Source organism: Winogradskyella arenosi (assembly GCF_003337305.1).
Classification (GTDB): domain Bacteria; phylum Bacteroidota; class Bacteroidia; order Flavobacteriales; family Flavobacteriaceae; genus Winogradskyella; species Winogradskyella arenosi.
Genome location: NZ_QPJO01000001.1, coordinates 247,385 through 272,887 on the forward strand (window position 1 = coordinate 247,385; position 25,503 = coordinate 272,887).

At 37.4% G+C, this 25,503-nt stretch carries 19 protein-coding genes; 9 read left to right on the plus strand and 10 right to left on the minus strand.

From position 1 onward, the window contains the following. The first annotated feature begins 197 nt into the window (after positions 1-197). Positions 198-6,629, plus strand: coding sequence for a GEVED domain-containing protein (locus DFQ08_RS00985; RefSeq protein ID WP_114307934.1), 6,432 nt, complete (start codon positions 198-200; stop codon positions 6,627-6,629). Between the two features lie 129 nt (positions 6,630-6,758). Here the strand turns inward: DFQ08_RS00985 and DFQ08_RS00990 are convergent, their stop codons facing one another. The 4 genes from DFQ08_RS00990 to gdhA form a co-directional block, all read right to left on the minus strand. Then, on the minus strand, positions 6,759-9,194 hold the full coding sequence (locus DFQ08_RS00990) for a TonB-dependent receptor (RefSeq protein ID WP_114308638.1): 2,436 nt from the start codon (positions 9,192-9,194) through the stop codon (positions 6,759-6,761). A gap of 29 nt (positions 9,195-9,223) precedes the next feature. Then, entirely contained in the window at positions 9,224-9,943 is a 720-nt protein-coding gene (gene recO, locus DFQ08_RS00995) for a DNA repair protein RecO (RefSeq protein ID WP_114307935.1), read from the minus strand. A gap of 4 nt (positions 9,944-9,947) precedes the next feature. Beyond that, positions 9,948-12,329, minus strand: coding sequence for a type IX secretion system anionic LPS delivery protein PorZ (gene porZ / locus DFQ08_RS01000; RefSeq protein WP_114307936.1), 2,382 nt, complete (start codon positions 12,327-12,329; stop codon positions 9,948-9,950). Between the two features lie 123 nt (positions 12,330-12,452). Then, the gene (gene gdhA, locus DFQ08_RS01005) at positions 12,453-13,796 is read right to left on the minus strand and encodes an NADP-specific glutamate dehydrogenase (protein WP_114307937.1); all 1,344 of its coding nucleotides are present in this window, start codon (positions 13,794-13,796) and stop codon (positions 12,453-12,455) included. Between the two features lie 317 nt (positions 13,797-14,113). On the opposite strand from gdhA, the gene DFQ08_RS01010 reads away from it, so the two are divergent. Next, positions 14,114-14,899, plus strand: a complete 786-nt coding sequence (locus DFQ08_RS01010; protein ID WP_114307938.1) for a THC0290_0291 family protein — start codon at positions 14,114-14,116, stop codon at positions 14,897-14,899. A gap of 55 nt (positions 14,900-14,954) precedes the next feature. Here the strand turns inward: DFQ08_RS01010 and DFQ08_RS01015 are convergent, their stop codons facing one another. Next, on the minus strand, positions 14,955-16,115 hold the full coding sequence (locus tag DFQ08_RS01015; RefSeq protein ID WP_317048372.1) for a cystathionine gamma-synthase: 1,161 nt from the start codon (positions 16,113-16,115) through the stop codon (positions 14,955-14,957). A gap of 127 nt (positions 16,116-16,242) precedes the next feature. Between DFQ08_RS01015 and DFQ08_RS01020 the strand changes: the two genes are divergently transcribed. Further along, positions 16,243-16,962 carry a DUF3298 and DUF4163 domain-containing protein gene (locus DFQ08_RS01020; protein WP_220235568.1) on the plus strand — a complete coding sequence of 240 codons (720 nt, stop codon included), beginning with the start codon at positions 16,243-16,245 and terminating at the stop codon, positions 16,960-16,962. Here the strand turns inward: DFQ08_RS01020 and DFQ08_RS01025 are convergent. Beyond that, positions 16,959-18,206: a cation:proton antiporter gene (locus tag DFQ08_RS01025; RefSeq protein ID WP_114307941.1), complete on the minus strand. Its 1,248-nt coding sequence runs from the start codon at positions 18,204-18,206 to the stop codon at positions 16,959-16,961. The two genes, DFQ08_RS01020 and DFQ08_RS01025, sit on opposite strands and share 4 nt — an antisense overlap. A 4-nt stretch (positions 18,207-18,210) precedes the next feature. Continuing rightward, complete coding sequence (locus DFQ08_RS01030) at positions 18,211-18,666, minus strand: DinB family protein (protein ID WP_114307942.1); 456 nt, start codon at positions 18,664-18,666, stop codon at positions 18,211-18,213. An 82-nt stretch (positions 18,667-18,748) separates the two neighbouring features. On the opposite strand from DFQ08_RS01030, the gene DFQ08_RS01035 reads away from it, so the two are divergent. Further along, positions 18,749-19,102, plus strand: coding sequence for an arsenate reductase family protein (locus DFQ08_RS01035; protein ID WP_114307943.1), 354 nt, complete (start codon positions 18,749-18,751; stop codon positions 19,100-19,102). 63 nt (positions 19,103-19,165) lie between these two features. Then, positions 19,166-20,299, plus strand: a complete 1,134-nt coding sequence (locus tag DFQ08_RS01040; protein ID WP_114307944.1) for a peptidogalycan biosysnthesis protein — start codon at positions 19,166-19,168, stop codon at positions 20,297-20,299. Positions 20,300-20,460: 161 nt separating this feature from the next. On the opposite strand, the gene DFQ08_RS01045 is transcribed toward DFQ08_RS01040, so the two are convergent. Beyond that, on the minus strand, positions 20,461-20,943 hold the full coding sequence (locus tag DFQ08_RS01045) for an acyl-CoA thioesterase (RefSeq protein WP_114307945.1): 483 nt from the start codon (positions 20,941-20,943) through the stop codon (positions 20,461-20,463). A 131-nt stretch (positions 20,944-21,074) separates the two neighbouring features. On the opposite strand from DFQ08_RS01045, the gene DFQ08_RS01050 reads away from it, so the two are divergent. From DFQ08_RS01050 to nadD, 3 genes are read left to right on the plus strand one after another with little or no spacing between them, the layout of a single operon-like run. Beyond that, a complete protein-coding gene (locus tag DFQ08_RS01050) occupies positions 21,075-21,932 on the plus strand; it encodes a YicC/YloC family endoribonuclease (RefSeq protein ID WP_114307946.1) in 858 nt (285 codons plus the stop codon). A 27-nt stretch (positions 21,933-21,959) separates the two neighbouring features. Next, positions 21,960-22,550, plus strand: coding sequence for a guanylate kinase (gmk, locus tag DFQ08_RS01055; RefSeq protein WP_114307947.1), 591 nt, complete (start codon positions 21,960-21,962; stop codon positions 22,548-22,550). Between the two features lies 1 nt (position 22,551). Further along, positions 22,552-23,130, plus strand: a complete 579-nt coding sequence (gene nadD, locus DFQ08_RS01060; protein ID WP_114307948.1) for a nicotinate (nicotinamide) nucleotide adenylyltransferase — start codon at positions 22,552-22,554, stop codon at positions 23,128-23,130. A gap of 114 nt (positions 23,131-23,244) precedes the next feature. On the opposite strand, the gene DFQ08_RS01065 is transcribed toward nadD, so the two are convergent. Beyond that, entirely contained in the window at positions 23,245-23,604 is a 360-nt protein-coding gene (locus DFQ08_RS01065) for a YraN family protein (RefSeq protein ID WP_114307949.1), read from the minus strand. Positions 23,605-23,783: 179 nt separating this feature from the next. Here DFQ08_RS01065 and DFQ08_RS01070 point away from each other — a divergent pair, with 179 nt between their 5' ends. Continuing rightward, complete coding sequence (locus DFQ08_RS01070) at positions 23,784-24,086, plus strand: hypothetical protein (protein WP_114307950.1); 303 nt, start codon at positions 23,784-23,786, stop codon at positions 24,084-24,086. 400 nt (positions 24,087-24,486) lie between these two features. Here the strand turns inward: DFQ08_RS01070 and DFQ08_RS01080 are convergent, their stop codons facing one another. Beyond that, positions 24,487-25,455 carry a S66 peptidase family protein gene (locus DFQ08_RS01080; protein ID WP_245935342.1) on the minus strand — a complete coding sequence of 323 codons (969 nt, stop codon included), beginning with the start codon at positions 25,453-25,455 and terminating at the stop codon, positions 24,487-24,489. Between the last annotated feature and the right edge of the window lie 48 nt (positions 25,456-25,503).

Genomic DNA, 25,503 nt, shown 5'->3' on the forward strand with positions numbered 1-25,503 from the left:
AAGCTGTTAAAACAATAGAAGAATCGTATCAAATATGCAGAATAGCCTTTTAATTTGTGCATTTTATCGTTAATTTTTGCATTTTAAAAGGTATCGTTAATTATTTATTAATGTTTTCTTAATAAAAACATATCTTACACGCTGTCTATAAAACTAGCCGTTCATCTATTTTTGTAAGAATTTTAATCCCTCTACTTATGAAACAAAATTACCCCCTACTACTTTTCTCATTTTTTTGCATGATTTGGTCTGGTTATGGACAGACTAAAATAGCAGAATTAACTTTTGAAACTCCTGGTGGTTACACTACAAGTGTAACTGAATTTTCAGATGGATCATTAGATTACTTTACTCGAACCGACGGAACTGATATTGGTAACACAATTAATTTTACAAATATCCAAGGAAGTTATTATTTTGCGGCTCATGATATTGATGGTGAAGTTAGTAGTGCTAATCAAAGATTATACTTTACAGGAATTAACATTTCTGGGTACACCACTTTAGAAGTTAGAATTCATATTGCAGAAGATGATGACGGAAGTAGTCAAGATTGGGATGCTGCTGATTATTTTCATTTAAACGGAAACATTGATACTGGTACTGATCAAAACTTAATTTGGGTAGAAAGCTCTGGCGGCACAAATACAACACCTGCTATTGACACGGATTACAATGGGTCAGGTGACGGTACCCATATAACAGATGCATTTGCACAATTTACAAAAAGCATAGCAGGCACAGGTACCAACCTAGACCTCGAATTAATTTTTAATTTAGATTCTGGTGATGAAGATATAGCAATAGATAATATTGAAATTTGGGGAGTTTCAGCAGGTCCACCAACCTATTCTGTTACATATAACGGTAATAGCAACACTGGAGGAGCAACCCCAACTGATAGTAATGCCTATGATCCTGGAGATACAGTAACCGTTTTAGGCAATACAGGGGCTTTAGTAAATACGTGTAATTCTTTTAATGGATGGAACACAAAAGCTGATGGTTCCGGCACATCGTATGTGGCTAGTGACACGTTTACCATTTCAGATAACACCACCTTATACGCACAATGGACTCCTACAGGAAATACAGTAACATATAATGCTAATGGAGGTACAGGTACAATGTCTCCTCAAACAAATTGTAGCGCAACCAATTTAACAGCAAACGCATTTACCAATTCTGGCTTTACCTTTAATAGCTGGAATACAGCCGCAGATGGTAGTGGTGCATCTTATGCAGATGAAGCATCTTATAGTTTTGCTTCGGATATTACTTTGTATGCGCAATGGGATGTTTTCGTTGGACCTTGTGCTGAGGAGAGTTTCAATAATATACCAGCAAGCACAGGGAGCTATACTACACAAAATTGGACCGGAGACGATGGAGTAAACTGGACGGCTACAATTTCTAGAACCGATCAGACATTAAACGGAAGAGCAATTACAACAGATGGTGGTAAATTAACATCTGATACTTTTACAGGAGGTATCGGTAGTTTAACCGTGTCAACTCAAAGAGAATTTGGTGGAAGCTCAGGCACCTTTGATTTAAATGTAAATGGAACTTTTATTGCAACGATTCCGTATGATGATACTATCCAAACTACTACTATAAATAACATTAACGTTGGAGGCAATGTAATTATAGAATTAGATTTAAACACTGGTGATAGAGTTTCTATAGATGATTTATCTTGGACATGCTACACCGCCTGTTCAGCACCAGCAGACCCAGTAGGAAGCATCACAGGAACCACACCTGTATGTACTTCAACAGACTTAACATTTTCTGGCACAGCACCTGCAGGAATTACAAATTACTGGCAAACTACGGCCACTGGAACGGATGAAACTTATAATGCTAGTTCTACATATACCGCAACGACCTCTGGCACTTACTACGTTAGAGCTTATGATACTGCTGGTACCTGTTGGTCAGATGGTAATTTAAGCTACACTGTAGTCATAGAAGAGGGTGTACCAACCTTAACGCAACCTACCGACCAAACCGAAGTGATACCAGATACCGCAACATTCTCGGTGAGCTCTTCAAACACAGACAGCTACCAATGGCAAGTCAATACAGGCTCGGGTTGGAATAATGTTACTGACGGTTCTGGGACCACGACAGACACCTACACCACAATAGCAACGTCAACACCCATGAATGGCAACCAATACCGTTGTATCTTAACTAATATTTGTGGTACTACAACATCTAATGCCGTAACATTAAATTTAAGTAATGATAGTCCTAATAATGCTACAGGTTTAGAGGGGTGTTTAGGAGAAACAAGTATTGATTTAAGCTGGAATGCATCCTCTGGCACCTTAACACCAACAGGCTACATCGTATTTGCACAACCTGGAAGTACTGTACCTACAAGTACAGCTGCTGCTGCAGGTGATGCGTCCGCATATACAGCCAATACCAATTATACCTTAGCAACCACGTATGGCACTTTAGGTAAAGCAGTGTTTAAAGGCAACAGCACCAACGCCACCATAACAGGTTTAACCAGTGGTAACGATTACACCTTTAAAGTTGTGGCGTACTACAGCGAAGACCTAACCGGTTGGGCAACTGGCATCAACAACACCGGGTCTTGGAACGATACCTTTACCATTGGTATGCCAGAGGCCACATTTACAAGTGCGTCTATTGCACCTACATCTTCCGTATTATCATGGACTAACCCGTTACCTACCTCATGTTACGAATTATTAATTGTAGCCAACCAAGGCGGTATCACCAGTTTTACACCAACTAATGGCAATACGTATGCCGCTAACGCAACCTATAGCGGCGCAAATTCTATTGTTTTTGCAGGTAATGGCATTACAACAACGGTCAGCGGATTAACCGATGGTTTGGAATATTGCTATACTATTTTTGTAAGAAATGTAGCAACTGGCGAATGGAGTTCAGGAACGTCTATTTGCCAAACCACTGGGCTTTCGTATTGTGAATCTTCTGGAGGAGACTCAACAGACTCTGGAATTTTAAACGTAAGCTTAAATACCATAGATGAAGATTCAGACTCGGAAGATGCGTATACTGATTTTACCACTGTAACTACCGACCTTACCATAGGAGAAACCTACCCCTTAAGTGTCAATGTAAATACAGGAGGAAACTACACGTCTTATGTAAAAGTTTGGATAGATTGGGATCGAGATGGCTCTTTTAATAGTTCTTCCAACGAAGCTATAGAATTAGGAATTTTAGACGATGACAATAATGGACAACCTTCATTATCTCCAGTTAACATTACCGTACCATCTGACGCTTATATCGGAAATGTAAGAATGCGTGTAAGTTCTAGGTCAGATTCGTGGCCTGAACGTTATGCTACCTCATGTGAAGATTTTGGTTATGGCGAAGTAGAAGATTATATTATAAACATTATACGTCCTGCAGGTGCAGAAATACATGTAGAAGGGAATAACAACACTATTCTTAACGGAGACATTACAACGAGTGGTCTTAACAACACGTCTTTTGGCACTACTAACATAGGTAATACCATAGTAAAAACATTTACTATTGAAAGTCTTGGAGCGGCTACCCTAAATTTAACAGGAAGTCCAGATGTGCAAATAACAGGCACCAATGCTACGGACTTTGTAGTAACGAGTCAACCTACAGACTCTAATTTGAGCTCAGGAGAACACACCGATTTTGTAATAACGTTCACCCCTTCAGGTTCAGGAATTAGAACTGCAACCGTTGAAATAGCAACTAATGACAGTGACGAAAATCCATTTACATTTGCTATCCAAGGTACTGGCGAGTGTAATCCCGCAACTTACGATATGTCTCCAAGCACAGGTCCTGCAGGCACTGTTGTGACTATTACAACAACCAGTGGCTCTAACGCAGATTACGCAACGGCATTATATGACGGTGTCGCCACAACTGTAAACTATATATCGCCCTCTGTATTTGAAATTACAATTCCCAATAATGCCATAAGCGGAAATATTTCCTTTGATGATATTACAGGTTGTACTAGGTATTTACCTTTTACCGTTATCACTTCAGATATTACGAGTTGTGATGGCTTAGGAAGTTTACCTACAGATATTTTTATTAGTGAAGTCACCGATAGAGACTCTTCAGTTGATGGACATTCTTATGTAGAACTCCATAATGCGACAGGAAATGCAGTGAACATCTCAAATTATAATATTGAAATACATAGTAACGGTAGTTCTTCTGCAAACGGAATCATTAACATCCCTAATGGAACTACACTTGCAGATGGTGACACCTACGTAATTTCATTTGGTACAGGATCAACAGAAATAGACCCCGTATCCCAGCATGATTATTTTAGTTCTAATACAATAGGCCTTAATGATAGTGATCATTTAATATTAAATAACGGCACTATAAATATTGATTTATGGGGAGACACTTCTGGAACACCTTTTACTGGAGGGGTAGGTACAGATTATAGTGATGACACACCTAATGGGAGCGATTATACCTATAGAAGAAACTACAGAGATACCTCTTTACCAAGTATGACATGGGATCCTGCAGATTGGACCTTAATTACACCACTTAATTATTCAGATATAGGTAACTACAACTTCTCCATTGGAGACCCACCAATTATTTCTGTTGAACCAACAGATTCCAATTTTGCATGTGAATTCTCTGCAAGTTTTACCATAACCGGAACAGAAAGTTATAACGAAAGTGATGACACTCAAGATTTAGCATATCAATGGTATTACACCGCTCCAGGTGATTCCGGTTGGACAGAAATACTACCAAGTAACTCTAATTACACAGGACAACAATCAGCAACACTGAACGTAATCGACACCGTTAACTTTAACGGATATCAATATTACTGCCAACTTAGGGAAAATAACGAAAGTTGTTTCCAAGCATCCCATGCGGCAAACTTAGAAGTGTTAATCTCAGAATGGAATGGTAGTAGCTGGTCTATTGCACCCACGATTCACCATGCAGTCATACTAGATGCAAATTACAACACTTCTACACATGGAAATTTTAGCGCCTGTAGCCTAGTTATTAATAGCGGAAAAACACTAACGATTACCGATGGCGCCTATGCTGAAGTTTATTACGACGTCAATAATAACGGAACCTTCCATATTGAAAACAATGGCGCTTTAATTCAAATTGATGATACCAGTGTAAACACCGGAAGCATGAGTATGGAGCGTAAAGCCTCCATTAAAAATTATGACTATGTGTATTGGTCTTCTCCAATTTCTGGCTTTAACATTAGTGATATTGCCGGATCGTATTATTTTTATTGGCATCCAACAACAATAAATAGTAATGGTACTCAAGGCAATTGGATTGCCGCCAATAATACAACTATGGACCTCGGAAAAGGGTATATTATTCGCGCCCCTAACGGACAAACCGCTCCCGCAACTCCTGGAGAACTCAACTTTACAACCACCTTTTCTAGTAGTACGCCTGGTGAAGGTGTGCCCAATAACGGTGAAATTGCGGTGACCATAGAAAGAGGAATCAATGCCAATAGCGATGAGGATAAAAACGACAATTGGAACCTTATAGGAAATCCTTACCCGTCTGCGATTTCGGCAAGCGATTTTATAATTGAGAACGCTGCACAGCTGCAGAACATCGATGGGTATATTAATATATGGACCCACGGTACACCACCAAGCACAGCAGAACCTTCACCTTTTTATCAAAATTTTGCCAACAACTATAACAGCGCAGACTACTTCTATTATAATGCGCTTGGCGACTCTAACGGCGATGGGTTTTCAGGCTATATTGCCGCCGGACAAAGCTTTATGGTTAATATGGTCGATGGTTCAGAGGCCGCAACGACCACGGTAACTTTTAACAATAGCATGAGAGACAAAGGCTATTCTAATAGTGATTTCTTTAGAGCTTCGCCAAACAGCAGTAACGAAAAGCATAGATTTTGGTTGAATTTATTGACACCAACCACCCCAACAAATAGAATTCTAGTTGGTTATACGGAAGCCGCAACTATGGGTGAAGATCTTTTGTTTGATGCGGAAACCGTCTTAGGTGAAACCAGCGCAGGGGTTTATTCTATGATTGACGATGATTATTTTTTAATCCAAGGAAGAGCCTTACCGTTTGCCGTTACAGATATTATCCCTTTAAGTGTAAAAACGATTGAATCTGGCAGTCATACCCTAGCCCTACATGCTGTAGATGGGATTTTTGAAACTGATAACCAAACCATTTACCTTAAAGATAACGTCTTAGGTTTTACCCATGATTTAACGGCACAACCTTATACATTTACCTTAGAGCCTGGAACCTATAACGACCGTTTCGAAATTGTATTTATACCTTCAACGCTTTCTATAGATGACCATCAAAGCCTTTCTAACACAATTACCATTACCGAATTAACAGAGGACTTGGTACAATTTAACGTTGATGGCCCACACAGCATAAAACATATCGATATTATTGATATTAACGGACGTTTAGTGTACAGCTTGGAAGGCCATAATAGTACGGAAGTGTACAACTTATCTAGACTGAGTCAAGCCGCTTATATGGCTAAAATCACACTCTCTAACGGACAAGTGTTAAGTAAAAAAGCGCTTAAACAATACTAACCAACCTTAACTTGTTTAATGCGAAAGCCTCATTTTTATATGAGGCTTTTTTTTATGAGATGCTATTAAATGCACTTATGCTATACTCTACTTAGAAATAAGAAATAGCCTTTAGGGAAATACTACTGCTTAAAAACCATAGTTTAAGGCCAAAATAAGGTTTCGGCCTGCTGCTGTGATCCCGGAAGAATAAGGCCGGTAGCGCTGGTCGGTTATATTTTCTAAAGCTACAGTAAAACTCAGTTGTTTATCATACTGGTATTGGGTTCTCAAATTGAGGGTACTCCAAGAAGGTGCATAAGGGTTACCGTCAGCATCTAAAGCATACATATAGCTTTTTTCAATTTCAGAAGGCGCTAATTGTTCAAATCTTAAGGTCTCATTGTATACTAAAAATGTCTCTAAAAGCCAGTTATCTGAGGTCCATGTTAAATGCGTACGACCAAAATTTGGCGCCACATGCCGTACCGGTACCTCAACCCCATTCTGATTTTCAGTTCCACCAACCACATTATATTGCGAACGCAGTTTAAGCTGCTCGGTAAAATTAACCTCTAAACCGGCTTCAAAACCATAAATCCAAGCTTTTGAAGCGTTTTGCATGGCTTGCACCCGACTTAAACTGCCATTATATATAATTTCAGATGCCCCATTGAGCTCATAATCTCTTCGAATTAAAGCCTGATCTAAAAAGGTGTAATACGTCGTGAGATCTAAAATTACACGGGAATTAAAATCGAGCTTTAAACCCAATTCCCCGCTATAAGCATATTCGGGTTTTAAGTTTGGATTAGGCACCACAACAGCGCCGGGCTCGGAATCAAAAACTTTCCCGATATCATCAATATTAGGCGCTCTAAATGCGGTAGAAAAGTTAAGTTTCCATTGCAGCATAGCACTTGGCGACCAGGCTAATCCGGCCGTCCCTGTAAAAGCTCCTGTATGTAATGTAGCCCCTTCAAAAGGAAGGTTTAAAAACTCATTATTGGCGGCAAAATTAGCCCTAGACCAAACCCGATTATAGCGCAATCCGGTTTGAAACACCACCTTAGGACTAGCCTTATACTTCAAACTGGTATACGCCGCAACAGATTGCCAAAGAGCGCCATTAGGATAGCGGGTTACCGCCCTTAAACTTGAAATATCGGTTGTATTTTGTGTTCCGGCATACGAGCCTATGCTATTATAAACATACGCTAAACCGTAAAAAAGAGAAGCCTCAGTTCCCAATCGTTTTTCTAAATCGAAATTAAAAGATCCGACGTTAACCTGGTCTTCACTCACATACCGTAAGGACGAACCAAAATCGCGATCACTTCGGCTTTCTTTAAAATTTTGATAAGCCAAAGTGGCTTTAAATTTGTCGTACCAGTTGGAGTCACTCAGCGATTGAGACCACTGTAAATTTCCCATAAACCATTGCTGTGGTCCATAATTCCATTCGGCAGAACGCAACTGGTCTTCACGGTACCGTAACAATCTATCGTAGCGCGAAAAATCGGAGGTGGTAGAATAATGAAGTCCTAAATCTATAGCCCATTTTGTATGGGGTTGATACCTTACCTTCTGCATCACATTAAGTTGGTTATAAGCCGTTGGGCTTTGCACCTGAGGATTCGGGTTTTCTACCATAACATCTGTACCGTTCTCCTGTATTACCCTATGAGGTCTTAGGTACGCTTCAGGACCATGAGACCCCATACGTAAATCGTCAAAATCCGTATAACTTACACTACTTAAAAATGCCCAATTCTTAAATCCTAAATTAACATCGAAATGTCCTGTATTTTCATTATTTGCAGAAGCATAGCGCGTTAACACCTGACCCCGAAACTGTAATGAATCTGAAACCGACAACTCTGGTTTTTTGGTATAAAAACTCATTACACCGCCTATAGCATCACTTCCATACACCACGGCTCCCGCTCCTAAGGTTACTTCTGTGCGTTGTACAGCAAGGGGATCTATAGCGATGACGTTGTGCAAATTCCCACCTCTAAAGGTCGCATTGTTCATCCGTACACCATCCACGGTTATTAAAAGCCGATTTGTAGAAAACCCTCTAATCATTGGGCTACCCCCGCCCATCTGACTCTTCTGAACATAAACATGCCCGGTCTGTTCTAAGGCTTCAGCACTGGTCTGCGGATGCGCCAAAGCAATAGCTTTAGCATTTGTACTCACAATCGTTTGAGGAATATCACGCTCATTTTGTTTGAATTTTGAAGCGGAAACCACAATTTTATCCAAGCTTGCTACTTTAAGCTGTAGGTATATTACGGTATGAGCTTCACTCTTAGAGATCGAAGCTTTTGAAAATTGAATGGGTTGGTATAAAAAACTGTCTATAAAAATAAGCTCATTCGGCTTAAATAAAGCTAAAGAGGCCTTACCCTTAGCATCGGTAAATACACTTCTGGTTTTATCGGTATTGTATAGGGCTAGGCCAGCAACAGGCGTTTTACTTTCAGCCTCTAGAACCTTTACAATTTGTGCTTCAGCAGACGACAACACAAAACATATTAGAATACTAAAAATTATAAGTTGTCTTCCCTTTAGTGCCATAGTGCTGTTAATTTCACTTAAGGTCAACCCTAATGAAAAACATCATTAAGAATCTGAAGTGATTTTGGTGTTTTAAAACTATCGAGATGCAATTCAAAATAATGCAACAACATACTTAAAAACTCTTGTCGTCTTACTGCCGATAGTTTTATGGTATTAAGCGTATCAAAATTTGTGCCCAAGAGCTGCTTAAGCACTATTAAATTTTCACCAGAAACAGAGTAAACCCCATGATTATAGGTTTCAAAAATTCCGGTTTCTAAGTTAAAGAAAGGGTAATGCGTCTCTAAATTTTCGGGCTGAAACCCTAAGTAACGCGTCAGTTTTAGGAGGAATAAAAGATGAAAGTTAGCATAAGTATCTTCGTTATCTAAATACTGAAGAGCCGCCGAAATAAAATGGTAGAGGTCTTCATTCTTTTCTTCTTCCTTTAACACATGACCGAGAATTTCAGCTAAAAACATAACGATAGAACTCTTATAAATATTCGTATGAAGAGATTTATAGATGTAATTAAACTTTACTTCTTTTATATACTGTAATGATTGGTTGGGCTTATAACTTTCTTCAATTTCTAACTGAGACAGCTCCTGATAGTAGACCATTTTAGACCGGCCTTTTTTAGATTTCAAAACCCCACGCAATAAATAACTCACCACCCCTCTATGCTCTGTGTAACATTTTACAATGAGGTCGTGATCTCTAAATTTTAATTTAGATAAGACAATACTGTTATTTTTAGAAAGCATAGACTTAACGTACTACAAGGACTTTTAACACTTTGGTTTCAAAGGTATCTAAATCGGAAATAAGAATGACATACACTCCCGTTCTCACCACATTATTACCTAAGTTTTTTCCATTCCAAATCGCCGTACCGCCATCAATAGCAAAATTATAATTCGCGCCTGACGATCTTAAATTCACATTGGTTTGTGCTTCGGCAACAAGATTACCTTCAATATCCGTAATTTTAATATTAACACGTTCTGTAAGCCCACTAATCTTAATACCTTTATTAATATCATTGAGATCATTAAAGCCTAAGATATTATATTCTGGACGTACCGGATTAGGATAAACATAAGCATCTTCTAAATTTTCATCAACGGCAGAGCCTCCAGCTTTAAAAGATAACAAACCGTCTGCGGTAGCCATATAAACAATGCCATTATCGGCGTCTATAGAGATATCATTAATTTGATTAGAAGGTAACGGAGAATTATCTGTTGTAAAATGATAAATGGTTGTTTGCCCATCTGGTGAAAAGTAAAAGACCCCAGAATCTAAAGTTCCTACCCATTTATTATTAGAGCCATCAACTTTTATATCGGTAATAACCTCGCCTTCTAGTAATTCTTTAGCAATACCTTCTTCTAAAATAATGACCGAACTTAAGCTTGGGTTAGAGTTTTCGTAAAACCCAGAAGTATTATAAAGCACTCTTAAACCTAAGGTTGTCCCGATCCATAATTGATTATTATTATCAAGAGCCAAACTAATAAACCTCATGTAAGGGTCTACATTTTCAGCCGTACTATTCATATTTCTTAGAGGCGCATTGGAAATATTTTCATTATACGCAAGCAAGCCGTTGGCGTAAGACCCAATCCATTTGGTGCCATTGCTATCAATTTCAAGATCGAAAAACCCATCTTCAGAATTCGGCGGATCTATTAAATCTGAAAAACTATACGAACGCCAAAGGCCAGAATTAGGATCATAAGATTTTAGTGGTGCATCAATTCTACTGGTAATACTCCATAATAAACCAGAGCTGTCAAAGTCCGTTGCAGAGACCCTAATATCTACATAATTAGGATCACCCGTTACTAAGGATTCTAATCCACTATTGGTATTATCATAAAGCGTTGTCGCTTCAAAATTGTTGATTTCAAGGAGTCCATCAAAAAAGGAACTGATAAAAACCTGATTCGGATTAAATATATTCGGTGTAATTTCATTTAACTCCACAGCACCAAATAGACTGTCTACCGGAATATCATGCCATTCCTCATTCGCATAATAATTAATCCCTTTAGAAGTTAAAGGATAAGGGTTTAAAGCACTTGTATACTCCCCGTATGTAGCCCATACCGTTTGGGTGGTGGCATTTAATTTATAGATGCTGTTTTCTAGAGGGCCATTAGGTTTAATTTCAATATAGTCGGCAACCGTAGAAATTAAATTATTTAGCACCCCAAAGTCTTCAGTACCAATATACACCTCCTCATTTAAGGTAACCGCTGTAGTAAAATTGGTATCAAAATCTTCTGTAGGCCCATAACTTTGCAGCAATTGCATCTCTTCATTGTACACATAAACCAAGCCCGTCATGGCATACACCAATTGCGAACTAGACACCGTGGCATCTAAAGGGGTTCCTGGTAAGGTGAAAATAGCTGTGCTCGAAGTGCCATCAATCTCATAAACTGTTCTTGTACTTTGAACCGCATATAATTTATCAATCAATGAATTTACTGCAACGTACTCTCCAAACAAAACCGTTTGCCATTGTTGGTAATCAATAAGGTTAGGATTGCTTAAAGCAGCTTTTTTTAACCCATTCCCACTTCCACAAGCGGCATAAATTTCTTCATTATAAATGGTCACCTGATTTACGGTGATTTGGGCACCGCCATTACCAATAAAATAGGTGTCGCCAAACTCTAAACCTTGTAAATCATAAACCGAAATCCCATAATCTGTAGATATATAAACCAAACCCTCTTTTTCATAAAAATCATTGATAGCTTTATTTACGGGAGTGATGTTTTGCTTTTCCAAAATATCAACAACAGACAGTACAGATTGGTCCGTTTCAGAATACACTTCAATTAAACCCGATTCATAACCGATTAAAAGATACTGATAGCTTTCACTGTAATAAAGGGTTGAAATGTGCTCTCCAGATAAACCTTCTACCGAAGAAATAGTGGTCAAAGCATTGGTCTGTGTGTCATATTTAAAAACCGCATTTTGAGCCGCTGCATAGATTTTTTGGTCTCCTGTTACAACATCTACAATAGCGTTGTAAGAGTAATGCCCTTGCCACAGCGCAGAAAAATCTTGACTATAACCGGATGCCGAGAGTCCTAAAATAAGAACCAGGGTTTTAAAAAAATTACGAAACATGAATGAAAAAGGTTTGTTCAAAGATATTTAATACTAACGATAGTTTTAAGATAAACGCATATAATATCATAAAAAAAGCTTCTGCTCAAAAAACAGAAGCTTCTTATACTATAGGCTTTAACTTTAGACCACGCCTTGCGCTAACATGGCATCTGCTATTTTAACAAAGGCCGCAATATTAGCCCCTTTTATATAATCTATAGCGCCGTTCTCTCCTTCTCCGTAAGACACACAAGACTGATGTATGGCTGCCATAATTTCTTTTAAACGGGCATCAACTTCTTCTTTTGTCCAACTTAAACGTAAGGAGTTCTGACTCATTTCTAAACCAGAAGTAGCTACACCACCTGCATTAGACGCTTTTCCTGGAGCAAACAAAATTTGAGCGTGTTGAAACACATGAATCGCTTCTGGTGTGGAAGGCATGTTTGCACCTTCAACCACACAAGTACACCCCTGCTCTACCAACTGTTTTGCTTCATCTCCATTAAGTTCATTTTGCGTTGCACATGGCAAGGCGATATCGCAAGGCACCGACCATGGTCTTTCACCTTCAAAATATTTGGCCTTCGGATACTGCTCTACATAAGCGCTAATACGCCCTCGTTTTACATTTTTAAGGGTCATAATAAAGTTGAGCTTCTCCGTATTGATACCGTCTTCATCTAAAATATAACCTCCAGAATCGGACATGGTAAGCACTTTAGCGCCGAGTTCAATCGCTTTTTCTGCAGCAAATTGAGCCACATTACCAGAGCCCGACATCACCATACGTTTTCCTTGTAAATCTTTACCTTTTAATTTTAACATGTTTTGAGCAAAATAAACCACGCCATACCCCGTAGATTCTGGTCGCATTAATGAGCCGCCCCACGTGGCACCTTTACCGGTTAACACCCCTGTAAACTCATTTTTTATTTTTTTATAGGCTCCAAACAGATAGCCAATCTCTCTACCTCCAACCCCAATATCTCCTGCTGGCACATCAGTATTAGGTCCTATATGTCTGTAAAGCTCGCTCATAAAGGCTTGACAAAAACGCATAATTTCGCCATCTGATTTTCCCTTTGGATTAAAGTCCGAACCTCCCTTTCCACCTCCTAAAGGCAGCGTTGTTAAGGCGTTTTTAAACACTTGTTCAAAAGCGAGAAATTTTAAAATACTTGCATTTACCGAAGGGTGAAAACGCAGCCCGCCTTTATAAGGCCCAATGGCCGAATTCATCTGAACGCGATACCCTCGGTTGACTATAATTTCGCCGGCGTCATTGACCCAACTCACACGGAATGAAATGAGCCGCTCTGGCTCTACCATCCTTAAAAGAATATTTTTCTCTTTATATATTTTATGTTCAGATATGTAAGGAATTATGGATTCAGCAACCTCTTGAACCGCTTGTAAAAATTCAGGCTCATGACTATTTCTTGCTTTTACTTCAGCTAAAAAATCATCGATCTCTTTTTTCATTGAATTAAAATTTAATGTTGTAAATAAAAATTACAAGGCTGATTTCTAAATATTAATCTATATTTGGCGACAGATTAGGATATTTTATTAAAAATCTACGATTGTAAGAATATTTTGATATATTGTAGCTTTGTTATTATGACTAATAATAAGACAAATATCAATTTTAACATTAAGATATTCTAAATATATTTGATGACTCTAAAAAGGGATTACTTTTTATGAAAATATTTAAAAAACTGCACTTAATCGGTTTTATTGGGTAGTTTATCGAGTTTTTATTTATTTGCTCTACAAGAGCCTCAATTTTAGATGAAATGACACTAAAAATTAAAAAACTACTCTTCTCTTTGCTATTATTCTTAGCAATGCAATTGGGTTATTCGCAATTAGGCTTTTCTCATGAGATTGGCGTTATCGCCGGCCCTGTAGCCTACCAATCTGATTTTGGAGAACGCTACGATTTCGAAACTAACTCTGGTAATATTGGCTTTGGTATTGGTATTGTTTACTATATGAATTTTGAATACCTCCGTTTCTATAGTTACAGACGTCGTAACAGTTACTTTAGAGATCACTTTAAAGTCCGTGCTGAATTATCTTACAACAAAACCACCTTAAACCATTATGGGATTTGGGCCGATAAAACAAGTACTTCTGGCGAGAAACTAAAAGCCCACTCTGGTGAAGCCAGCAATTTAGAACTGGGAGCACAATTAGAATATTACCCGCTAAGTATTAAACGTTTTTCTAGACGTGGTGGCGGAAAATGGGCGCCTTTTATAAGCTTAGGGGCACACTTTGTATCTTACAATCCGTCCGTGATGACCACTTACGGCGATCAAAACATAAACAATATTAATAACTTTTATCCAGGTTGGGAACCAGGTTCTATTACTGAAGAGGCCGGTTCTACTTGGGCTATTGTAGGGAGTTTAGGAACGCGTTATAAACTAACGCCACTTTCTGACCTTATGGTAGACCTTAGAATTCAAAGTTATTTTAGTGACACCACAGACGGCTTAGACCACCAATTGCCGTCTAACAAAACTAACGATTGGTTGGTATGGCTAAATTTTGGTTATATCTTTTATTTCGATTAACAAAACACCTATAAAATTAAAAAGCCAAATCTTCGGATTTGGCTTTTTTTATGAATTAAACTGCTATGGAGTGTAAAGCTTGTTCTAAATCTGCAATAAGATCGGTTTCATCTTCAATACCAACACTTAACCGTATCATTGCATCTACAATTCCTGCGCGCTCGCGTTCTGCTTTAGGGATACTAGCATGCGTCATACTCGCGGGATGCCCCGCTAAAGACTCAACACCACCGAGGGATTCTGCTAAAGTAAAAATCTTAAGCTGCTCTAACATTTTAATAGCCGCTTCATAATTATTTCCTTTAAGGGTAAAGGACACCATACCACCAAAATCCTTCATCTGCCGTTTTGCAATCTCATGGTTAGCGTGCGATTCTAAGCCTGGCCAATACACCTTATCAATTTTAGGATGTTGGTTTAAATATTCGGCCACAGCTTTAGCGTTTTCACAATGGCGTTGCATCCGTACATGCAAGGTTTTTAAGCCTCTTAAGGCTAAAAATGCATCTTGAGGTCCGCAAATAGCACCACTTGCATTTTGAATAAAATAGAGGCGTTTGGCTAATGCTTCATCCTTAACAACGAGTGCTCCCATCACCAAATCACTATGCCCACCTAAATATTTAGTCGCAGAGTGCATTACAAGATCAGCCCCTAAGTCTAAAGGCTGTTGTAAATATGGTGTGGCAAAGGTATTGTCTACAGCAAATAATATTTTATGCTGTTTTGCAAGGGTTGCTATAAGCGCTAGATCTATAATATTTAAGGTCGGATTGGTTGGCGTTTCCACCCAAATTAATCGGGTCTTAGGAGTTATAAATGCTTCGATATTAGATGCCTCAATCATATCTACCAAATGAAAAACAATACCAAAATCTTCAAATATTTTAGTAAATAACCGGTAGGTTCCACCGTAAAGATCGCGAGTAGAAATCACTTCATCTCCAGGTTTTAATAATTTTAAAACGGCATCAATAGCGGCTAAACCAGAGCCAAAAGCTAACCCGAAAGTGCCATTTTCTAAACTGGCCAAAGCTTTCTCTAAAGCGTGCCTTGTGGGATTTCCAGAACGGGCATACTCAAAACCTTTATGAACACCAGGAGAGGATTGCGCAAATGTTGAGGTCTGATAAATTGGTGGCATTACGGAACCGTATGCCGCATCGGGCTCTTGTCCGCCATGAATTGTTTTTGTATTGAATTTCATTCGTTTTATTTTAAACCGATAGGAATTTTAGCGCAAGCCCGTGTGGCATTTCGCCTTCAACAAAATTAAAAGATAATTCGCTCTATTGGAAAGTAAATAATACCTTTATGTCATGTTTAACAAAACAACTATGACATTGAAAAAACTATTCCCGTTTATCATCATATTAGTATTATTGAGTGCCTGTAAAGACGAAGCACAACCTCTAGAGTTTGAAACCCATTATATAGATACCGCATACGAGGCCAATATTACAGCCGCTTACGACACGGCCAAAACCGACAATGCACAAAGTGCCGCCATTAATAAAAATATTGAGGATGCTATTTTGCAAACGGTAAATTCATCGGAAAATGCCACAAGCTTAGAAGCGTTGTTAAAAAACTTTAATGCGGATTATTTAAAGTTTAAATCTGATTATCCTGAGGTCTCAGAACCGATATGGGAACTGAATATTGAAACTGAATTGACCTACCAATCTCCAGAGGTCATTACCTTGGCAATTAGCACCTATGAATTTAAAGGCGGTGCGCATGGAAACGATCAGATCACGTTGCTTAATATAGATCCTAAGACCGGTAAAAACTTAGCCATTGACGCTATAATCAATGACCAAAAAGGCTTTACAGATTTAGCCAAATCAGAGTTTATTGCTGCAATCGAAAAGAATGACGACAACACTTCTATTGAAAACTACTTCTTCGGAAAACCATTTCAGCTTCCTAAAAACATTGGATTTAGCGATGAAGGGCTAATCTTAATTTACAATGTTTACGAAGTTGCTTCTTATGATTTAGGTTATACAGAATTTATGATTTCTTTTGAAAAGGCAGAACCGTTTTTAAAACGCCATTAAGCCTTAGACCGTGTTAAGCGTCTTATCAGTGGCTCAACGGTTAAACCTTGCCCTATAATAGAGACGACAACCACTACATAGGTAATAACAAGGAATAACTCTCTATGCATATCTTTGGTTAAACTCAAAGCCAAAGCAATAGAAATACCACCACGTAATCCACCCCAGGTCATAATTAGATTTGTTTTGGGTACAAAATCTAAACGTTTGGCAAAAAACGTAATGGGGATAAATAAAGAGATATAACGACACAATAATAGTAATGGAATTGCAATAAGTCCGGCGTACACAAATTGCCCTTCTAGAGTTAATACAAGCATCTCCATACCAATTAAAACAAAGAGAATGGTATTGAAAAGGACGTCTACCAATTCCCAAAACTTATCCACATAGAGTTCTGTTGTTTTAGACATGGCCGAATTCCTAACCGTATCATTTCCTACAATTAATCCCGCGGTAACCATAGCTAAAGGCGCAGAGAGATGAAATTGATGCGCTAACATGGTACCACCCATAACCGCCGCAAGCGTTAAGACTACTTCTATTTCGTAACTATCTATGGAGCGCATTAAGCGGTAGGTAATCCAACCTAAAAACATACCAAGCACAATACCACCAATAACTTCCTGACCAAATAAGGTCGCAATATCAGTTAAGGCAATGGCCGCCTCGGGCTTCGCAGCAATAGCAAATAAGGTTAAAAACACAACTACACCAACGCCATCATTAAACAAGGACTCTCCTACAATTTTCGTTTCTAATTTTTTTGGGGCACCCGCTTTTTTCAAAATTCCTAACACCGCAATAGGATCGGTAGGAGAAATAAGAGCTCCAAATAACAAACAGTAAATAAAATCCACCTGTAAGCCCATTAATTTTAAGACATAAAACATCCCTATTCCTACTAGAAAAGTAGAGACTACAACCCCTAAGGTTGCAAAGGCTAAAATAGGCCATCGTTGTACTTTAAGCTGATTAAAATTGGTATGTAAAGCCCCTGCAAACAACAGAAAACTCAACATTATATCTAATAAAACCGTTTCAAAATCAATCCCTGTGATTAAGGCTTTTTCTTGAAGTAATAAGGTATCATCAAATTGCCCAATAGCCACAACAATCACGGTAAAAGCAATCGTAATCACCATTAAACCTATGGTAATGGGTAATTTTAAAAACCGTTCATTGAGATAGCCAAAAAGTGCTGATAGTACAATTAAAATAGTGGCAATTGAATAGTAATCCATAATCTTATAATAATTTTCTGAGGGCTAAAATAGCCCCTAAATGTAAACCTTCGTGATAATTATTGAAGCTTATCGCTTCCTCTACAGAATGTAGCGTTGTTTTCATTCTAACCGTATAGGTTTCGTAAGTTTTAAAGTGCCCTTGGTGATAATCTTTCTGTGTTGTTTCAACGCTAGATATTAATAGTGCGTCAATATGATCGACTTCCGACTGGGATAACGCGCGCTCCGGTTGGGTTCCGTTTTTAAATTGTGTTACCATAGCTTGTGAAACCAGCATTGGGACTCCAGAAAAATGATACACTAAGCGTTGTTGGGTAACAATGGAATGCGCTATATTCCAAATGATATTATTTTTGAATCCTTTTGGAATTTTATTCAAATCCTCGAGGCTATGCTCCCTAATATATTGCTGTAGTAAAGCCCTATTTTTAAGGGTAACACCAAAGGTCCAATCCATAAACTGATATTTTTTTTAAATGTAATTATTTTTCATAATAATTAGGGTTAATTTGCATTTTGAAAATCAGGACATTTCTAAAATGAATAAAATATACCACCTCAGCACTTGTAATACGTGTTCAAGAATTATAAATGAACTTCAACTCCCTGAAGATTTTACTCTTCAGGATATCAAAACAGAACCGATTACTGAAGCACAGCTAGAAGCCATGCGAAATCTTACGGATTCTTATGAAAGTCTTTTTAGCAAACGTGCACGTCTATACAAAGAATTAGGTTTAAAGGACAAAACCTTAACTGATGATGACTATAAAAATTATATTTTAGATCATTACACCTTTCTTAAACGCCCTGTGCTTATCGTTGACGAACAGATTTTTATTGGGAACGCGAAGAAAACTGTAGAAGCCGCTAAAGCAGCTCTTCACGGGTAAACATTACAGCCTTAAATGCTTATCTGTATTTTTGTAAGCCATTCAAAATTTAAATCCTCTTAATTGTCGTTCACTTCAGAAGTTTTTCCAACGGTAGACAACATTCCAACACACTATTGGGAGCAGCTTGCTTGCACGTCCAATATTTATTATACTCCTGAGTTTTTAAAGGCTTTTGAATTGGCTAATACCGAAATCGCATTTCATTATATCTTCATTTTAAAAGACAATAAAGCGGTGGCATTTGCCAATACCCAGATTGTAACGATTGGCATTAAAACCATTACTAAAAACATTAAGATGTCTGTTTACTTAAGGCAGATAATTAACCGGCTCTTTTGCAACAATCACATTAAAGTTCTTTTTTGTGGGAATGTATTTTTGAGTGGCGAATATGGAACCTTTTTAAAAGCAAACGAAGATAAAACTAGCACGTTTAAAGCCTTAGCCACAAGTGTAAAGCATTTGGTAAAACGCACTAAAAAACTTCGTTTTAGCTTTATTAAAGATTTTGAAAATGCTTCCCTTCCTATAACCCATCAACTTGAAAACATGAGCTATACGCCAATGCAAGTTGAACCAAATATGATTATTACGCTACAGCCACAATGGCAAAGCTTTAAAGATTACATCCAAGCTTTAAAATCTAAATACCGCGTAAAAGCGAACAGAGCCGACGCCAAAAGTAAAACCTTAAGGGCGCAATTTTTTACAGAAGACGACATTAAAACTCATAAAGTCGAGCTTCAAATCCTTTATCAAAACACTATAGACAATGCCGACTTCAATGCTCAAGTTTTAAATTTAGATACCTATATTCTCCTTAAGAAAGCCTTTAAGGAGCAGTTTATAGTTAAGGCCTATTTTTTAGACCAGAAATTAGTGGGGTTTTTATCCGCCATGCTTAATGGCACGCATCTCGATGCTCATTTTATTGGTATTGATTACGAGCATCATAAAGATTTAGCCATTTATCCTAGAATTTTAAATGACTATGTTAGATTAGGGATCGCTAAAAACGCGACAAAAATAAATTTGGGAAGAACGGCTTCTGAAATAAAAAGTACACTTGGAGCGCAGCCTGAAACACTCACCTGCTACTGTAATCACCAACGGCCATATATCAATAGGCTATTAAAACCGTTCATTCAGAATGTGCATATCAAATCTTTTAAGCAACATTCGGTTTTTAAATAGCCGCTTAAAACGTTCAGATAAGAAGTGTGGTTTTCATAACGACCCGCAAAGTCCACTTTAAAACGACATCGAAAAATCAATGATAAGTATTCAAGATATCGTCCTGAAACTAGACCTTTAAAGGGACTTTTGGGGTATTAAATGCCTTAAAAAAAATGCTTTTACGACATTTTTAATGGCTTAGGACGTACGCCATGTTTACGCGTATCTTCTTTGGTTAAGACTTTAAAAGCATCAGATTTTGGAAACTTATGCGCCAAATCGAGTAAAATTTTAGGTAAGGCCGATAATTTTCGAGCCTTAAGATCTATCCATCCTCCTTGCATTTCACAATAAGCCAAATGATCGCCTTTTTGGTTGTAAAAATTATGTTCAAACATAAAATACATACCATCTTCGCTAATCCCGGAGACTTCAATTGTTACCGTAATAGGTGCGCCTAAAAATGATTCTTTAAAATAATACATATGTTCGTAAAACACCACTGGTCCTACGTTATGCTTCATTATTTCAGGCATAGAAAACCCTTGCTCGGTAAAAAAAGACATCCTTGCATGACTCATAAAATTGGTGTAGGCAGAATTGGCCAAGTGTCCATTAGCATCAACATCACTCCAACGAATTTCAAACTGTTTTTTATACATCTTTTCTGATTTTCTAGTTTCGAGCAAAGTTAAAAAAGATTCTTATGCATGCATAAGAAGAGCTAAAAAGATTATTCTTACCTAAAACCATTCAATTTTGTACCTTTGCGCAATTAAAAATCATCATCTTAATGATACAATCCATGACTGGTTATGGGAAATCTGTTTTGCAGCTCCCAACAAAAAAGATTTCTATAGAATTAAAATCTTTAAATAGTAAAAATTTAGACCTCAACGCCCGCATGCCATCCATGTATAGAGCTAAAGAGTTAGGCATTAGAAAATTAATTGCCAATCACCTTTACAGAGGGAAGGTTGATTTTTCATTATACGTAGAAATTACAGGTGAAGATACCAGTTCTAAAATTAACCAAACGGTTGTAAAAGAATACATTAAACAACTTAAAGAAGTTGTTGATGGTGACACCACAGAGCTCTTAAAAATGGCCATTAGAATGCCTGATGCCATTACCACTGAGCGCGATGATATAGATGAAGATGAATGGACGTTGATTAATGACGAAATCCATACCGCAATTGCAAACATTGTAGAATACCGTAAGGATGAAGGTGCTATTTTAAAGCAAGATTTTATAGCACGAATTGCCACTTTAGAGCGTTTATTAGAAGCCGTCATTACTATGGACCCTGAGCGTATTGAAGGCGTAAGAGCTCGATTAGAAAAAGGGGTTGCTGACCTTAAAGAAAAAGTTGATGAAAACCGTTTTGAACAAGAATTGGTTTATTACATCGAAAAATTTGATATTACCGAAGAAAAAGTACGTTTAGAAAACCACTTAAACTACTTTATAAAAGCATTGAATTCTGACGATTCTAACGGAAAAAAATTAGGCTTTATCACACAAGAAATTGGTCGTGAGATCAATACCATTGGGTCTAAATCTAATTACGCACCGATGCAGAAATTAGTCGTACAGATGAAAGATGAATTAGAAAAAATTAAGGAACAGCTATTAAATGTGCTTTAAACATTAGCCAGCAAAAATCATTACACTTTGTCAGAGATTAAAAACGAAAAACAAGGCAAGCTCATTGTCTTTTCCGCACCTTCAGGATCTGGAAAAACCACCATTGTTCGCCATTTATTAAACCAGCCAGAACTTAATTTAGAATTTTCTATTTCAGCTACCTCGCGCGACAAACGTGGGAATGAGGTTCATGGTAAAGATTATTATTACCTCTCTTTAGACGAATTTAAAAACCGTATTAAAAACGATGAGTTTTTAGAATGGGAAGAAGTCTATAGAGATAATTTTTATGGCACGTTAAAAACAGAAATTGCTAGAATTTGGGCCCAAGGAAAACACGTTATTTTTGATATTGATGTTTCTGGCGGATTGCGTATAAAGCGTAAATTCCCTGAGCAAACCTTAGCCATATTTGTTAAGCCACCAGATTTAAACGAATTGGTAAGACGATTAAAAGAGCGTGGTGAAGAAAGTGAAGACAAAATAAGCATGCGTGTTTCTAAAGCCCCTGCAGAATTAGCTACGGCACCGCTTTTTGACGAAATTGTAATCAACTCTAATTTAGACGAAGCGCTAGAAAATGCTCATAAATTAGTTGCAGACTTTATAGCAAATTAAAATGAAAGTTGGTTTGTATTTTGGCACCTTTAACCCTATTCATATAGGGCACCTCACTATTGCAAATCATCTTGTTGAGCACAGTGATCTTGATGAAGTGTGGTTTGTTGTCACTCCTTTAAGTCCGTTTAAAAAGAAAAGTAGCCTTTTAGACAATTACCATCGCTTAGACATGGTGCATTTGGCCACTAAGGATTATGATAAATTACGTCCTAGCGATATAGAATTTGGCTTAAAGCAACCCAATTACACCGTTGATACGCTTGCTCATCTTTTTGAAAAACATCCCGACCATGAGTTTGCACTCATAATGGGAGAAGACAATTTAAAAAGTTTTCATAAGTGGAAAAACAATGAGGTGATTCTAGAGAATCATAACATTTATGTGTACCCACGATTATCTGAAGGAAAGGTCGTTAGCGAACTTATTAATCACCCTAAGATTATAAAAGTAGACGCCCCTATTATGGAGCTTTCTTCAACGTTTATACGAAATGAAATTAAGGCCAACAGAAACGTGAGACCCATGCTTTCTAATGGTGTATGGAAGCTTATTGATGACATGGGCTTTTATCGCTAGAGCACTTCATTTTATCTGTAAACACCTTATATATAAAAGGCTAGTTCGTAATGGTTAGCCTTTTTATAATTTTACGGCATTTGGAAGTCATTGTCAATGCTTATTTATTCCGCTTTAAAAATGATAAAAAGCATCTTCATAATGCGTAATCTGTTCTTTGGTTTTATTCTTAAGTACCGCAATAATATCAAAACGGGTTTCTAAATCAATATCATGGTCTGTAATAAAGGCATCCATCGCCTTGACTAACAATTTAATCTTACTGGGCGTCACAAATTCTTGAGGATCTCCAAAAAAATCAGAATTTCGGGTTTTAACTTCAACACAAATCATACGGTTGTCGTGTTTCGCAATAATATCAATTTCGGCCTTTTGAAACACATAGTTTCGCTCCACAATTTTATATCCCTTTTTAGTGAGATAATCCGTTGCGAGTTGCTCTCCTAATTGACCAAGTTCGTTATGTTCTGCCATTATTTCTGGGAAAGTGGGAACCTAAATTCTGCTCATTTTAAATTCAAAATTAAAACCTTATCCTCCGCTTATGCTCTTAAATATAAGGAATTAAATAATTTGCGTCAAAACCTCTTTCTTTCAAGCACATAAAATAAAACAATTAATCTTATCTTTAAGGTAATTTCAAATTTGATAAAATGGCGCGACATGTTAAGTGTCCTAATTGTGGAGTCTACAACACAAATGAAACGTATTGCACCCAATGTAATACGCTTTTGTCTTATAAAAAAAGACGCGAATTAGCCTTTGCTCAAGACAAAAAAGACCGTTTAGAACGCGAACGTCTTCAAAATGAAGCTTCGCCTTCCTTCTATGAAAAGTACAAAGACCATAAATTTTTAATTGTACGTGTTGTTGTGAAAATTACACATTCAATCTGGTTAGGATTTATGGCCATCGGTGTGTTTATCGCTTGGCTAATTACCGCAATTGCAGCATAAAAAACGACAAATGATTAAATAAATTTTATGTGAGCAGCAGAAAACAGTAAGTCTTTTGAAAATTTTAAAACATCCTTTATTCTTAATAAGTATAGGTATCTCTTCTGTTATCTATAGTGTAAATAGATGTGAAATACCACTACCAAATTGGATCTATTTTTACGTGAATGACTTTCTGTGTATGCCAATTGTTCTAAGTTTATGCTTGGCCATTTTACGCCTCTACAAAAAAACAGAAATACTTTACGTGCCATTAGGCGTCATTATACTATTAACCACTTATTTCGCTTTGTATTTTGAAACATTCTTACCAAAAACAAACACACGTTACACCACTGATTTTATAGATGTTGGACTCTATTTTTTAGGTGGGTTTCTATTTTATAAATTTCAAAAAAAGTTATTTTGAATATTTTAAAGTCGACTGTGCTTTACCCACAACCAATTTCACTTCTTTTCCTAATACCAAAGCTCGATTATCCTTTTCATGCCCTGCTGGCATTTGAAATGCAATAGGAAAATTATACTCAGACAATGCATCTAAAATTAATTGTTCTACGGAAGTTCCCCAAGCTGTTGTATTTCTTCGCATTTTGGTCATATCGCCCACAACAAGTCCGCTTAAATTATCAAAGTAACCGGCACGTTTCATACTCTGTAGCATACGATCTACGTGATATTTATACTCGCCTATTTCTTCAATAAAAAGAATTTTACCCGAGGTATCTATACTTTCTTTAGAACCTAACATGGTGTGTAAAATGGTAAGATTCCCTCCCACTAAAACGCCAGAGGCCTCACCTTCTCTATTATAATTAGACCCCTTTAAAGTGTAATCTACAGGTAGACCAAATATAGTTGACTTAAAAGTGGCAACCGTCTCCTTAATTTCAGTTATATCTTTAGGTAAACTAACACACATTAAGGCGTGTAAAGATTGAACCCCTTGCTGATGTATTTGGTTATGTAAAGCCGTAATATCGGAATACCCAATAAGCCATTTTGGATGTTTTTTAAACCTAGTATAATCCAATTGATCTAAAATTCTTACCGTACCATAACCACCACGTGCACACCAAATGGCACTAATTTTTGGATCGTCCATAGCGTTTTGCAAATCTTCACAACGTTGCGCATCGGTTCCTGCAAAATGATGGGCTTTACTAAAAACATGTTTTCCTACCACAGCATGCAAGCCCCAACTCTCTAAAAGTTGTACGGCATGTTCCACCTCATCGGTTCTGTTTTTTAAAATTCCGGATGGCGCTACGATAGCCACCGTATCACCAGCTTTTAAGTAGGGCGGTTGAATTAATTCTAATGAGGTATCTGTGTTATTTTGAGCATTAATATCAGTATTTACAGTCATAAGAAGAATTAAAATTAGATATAGAGCATGCTTTTTCAAAATCATAAA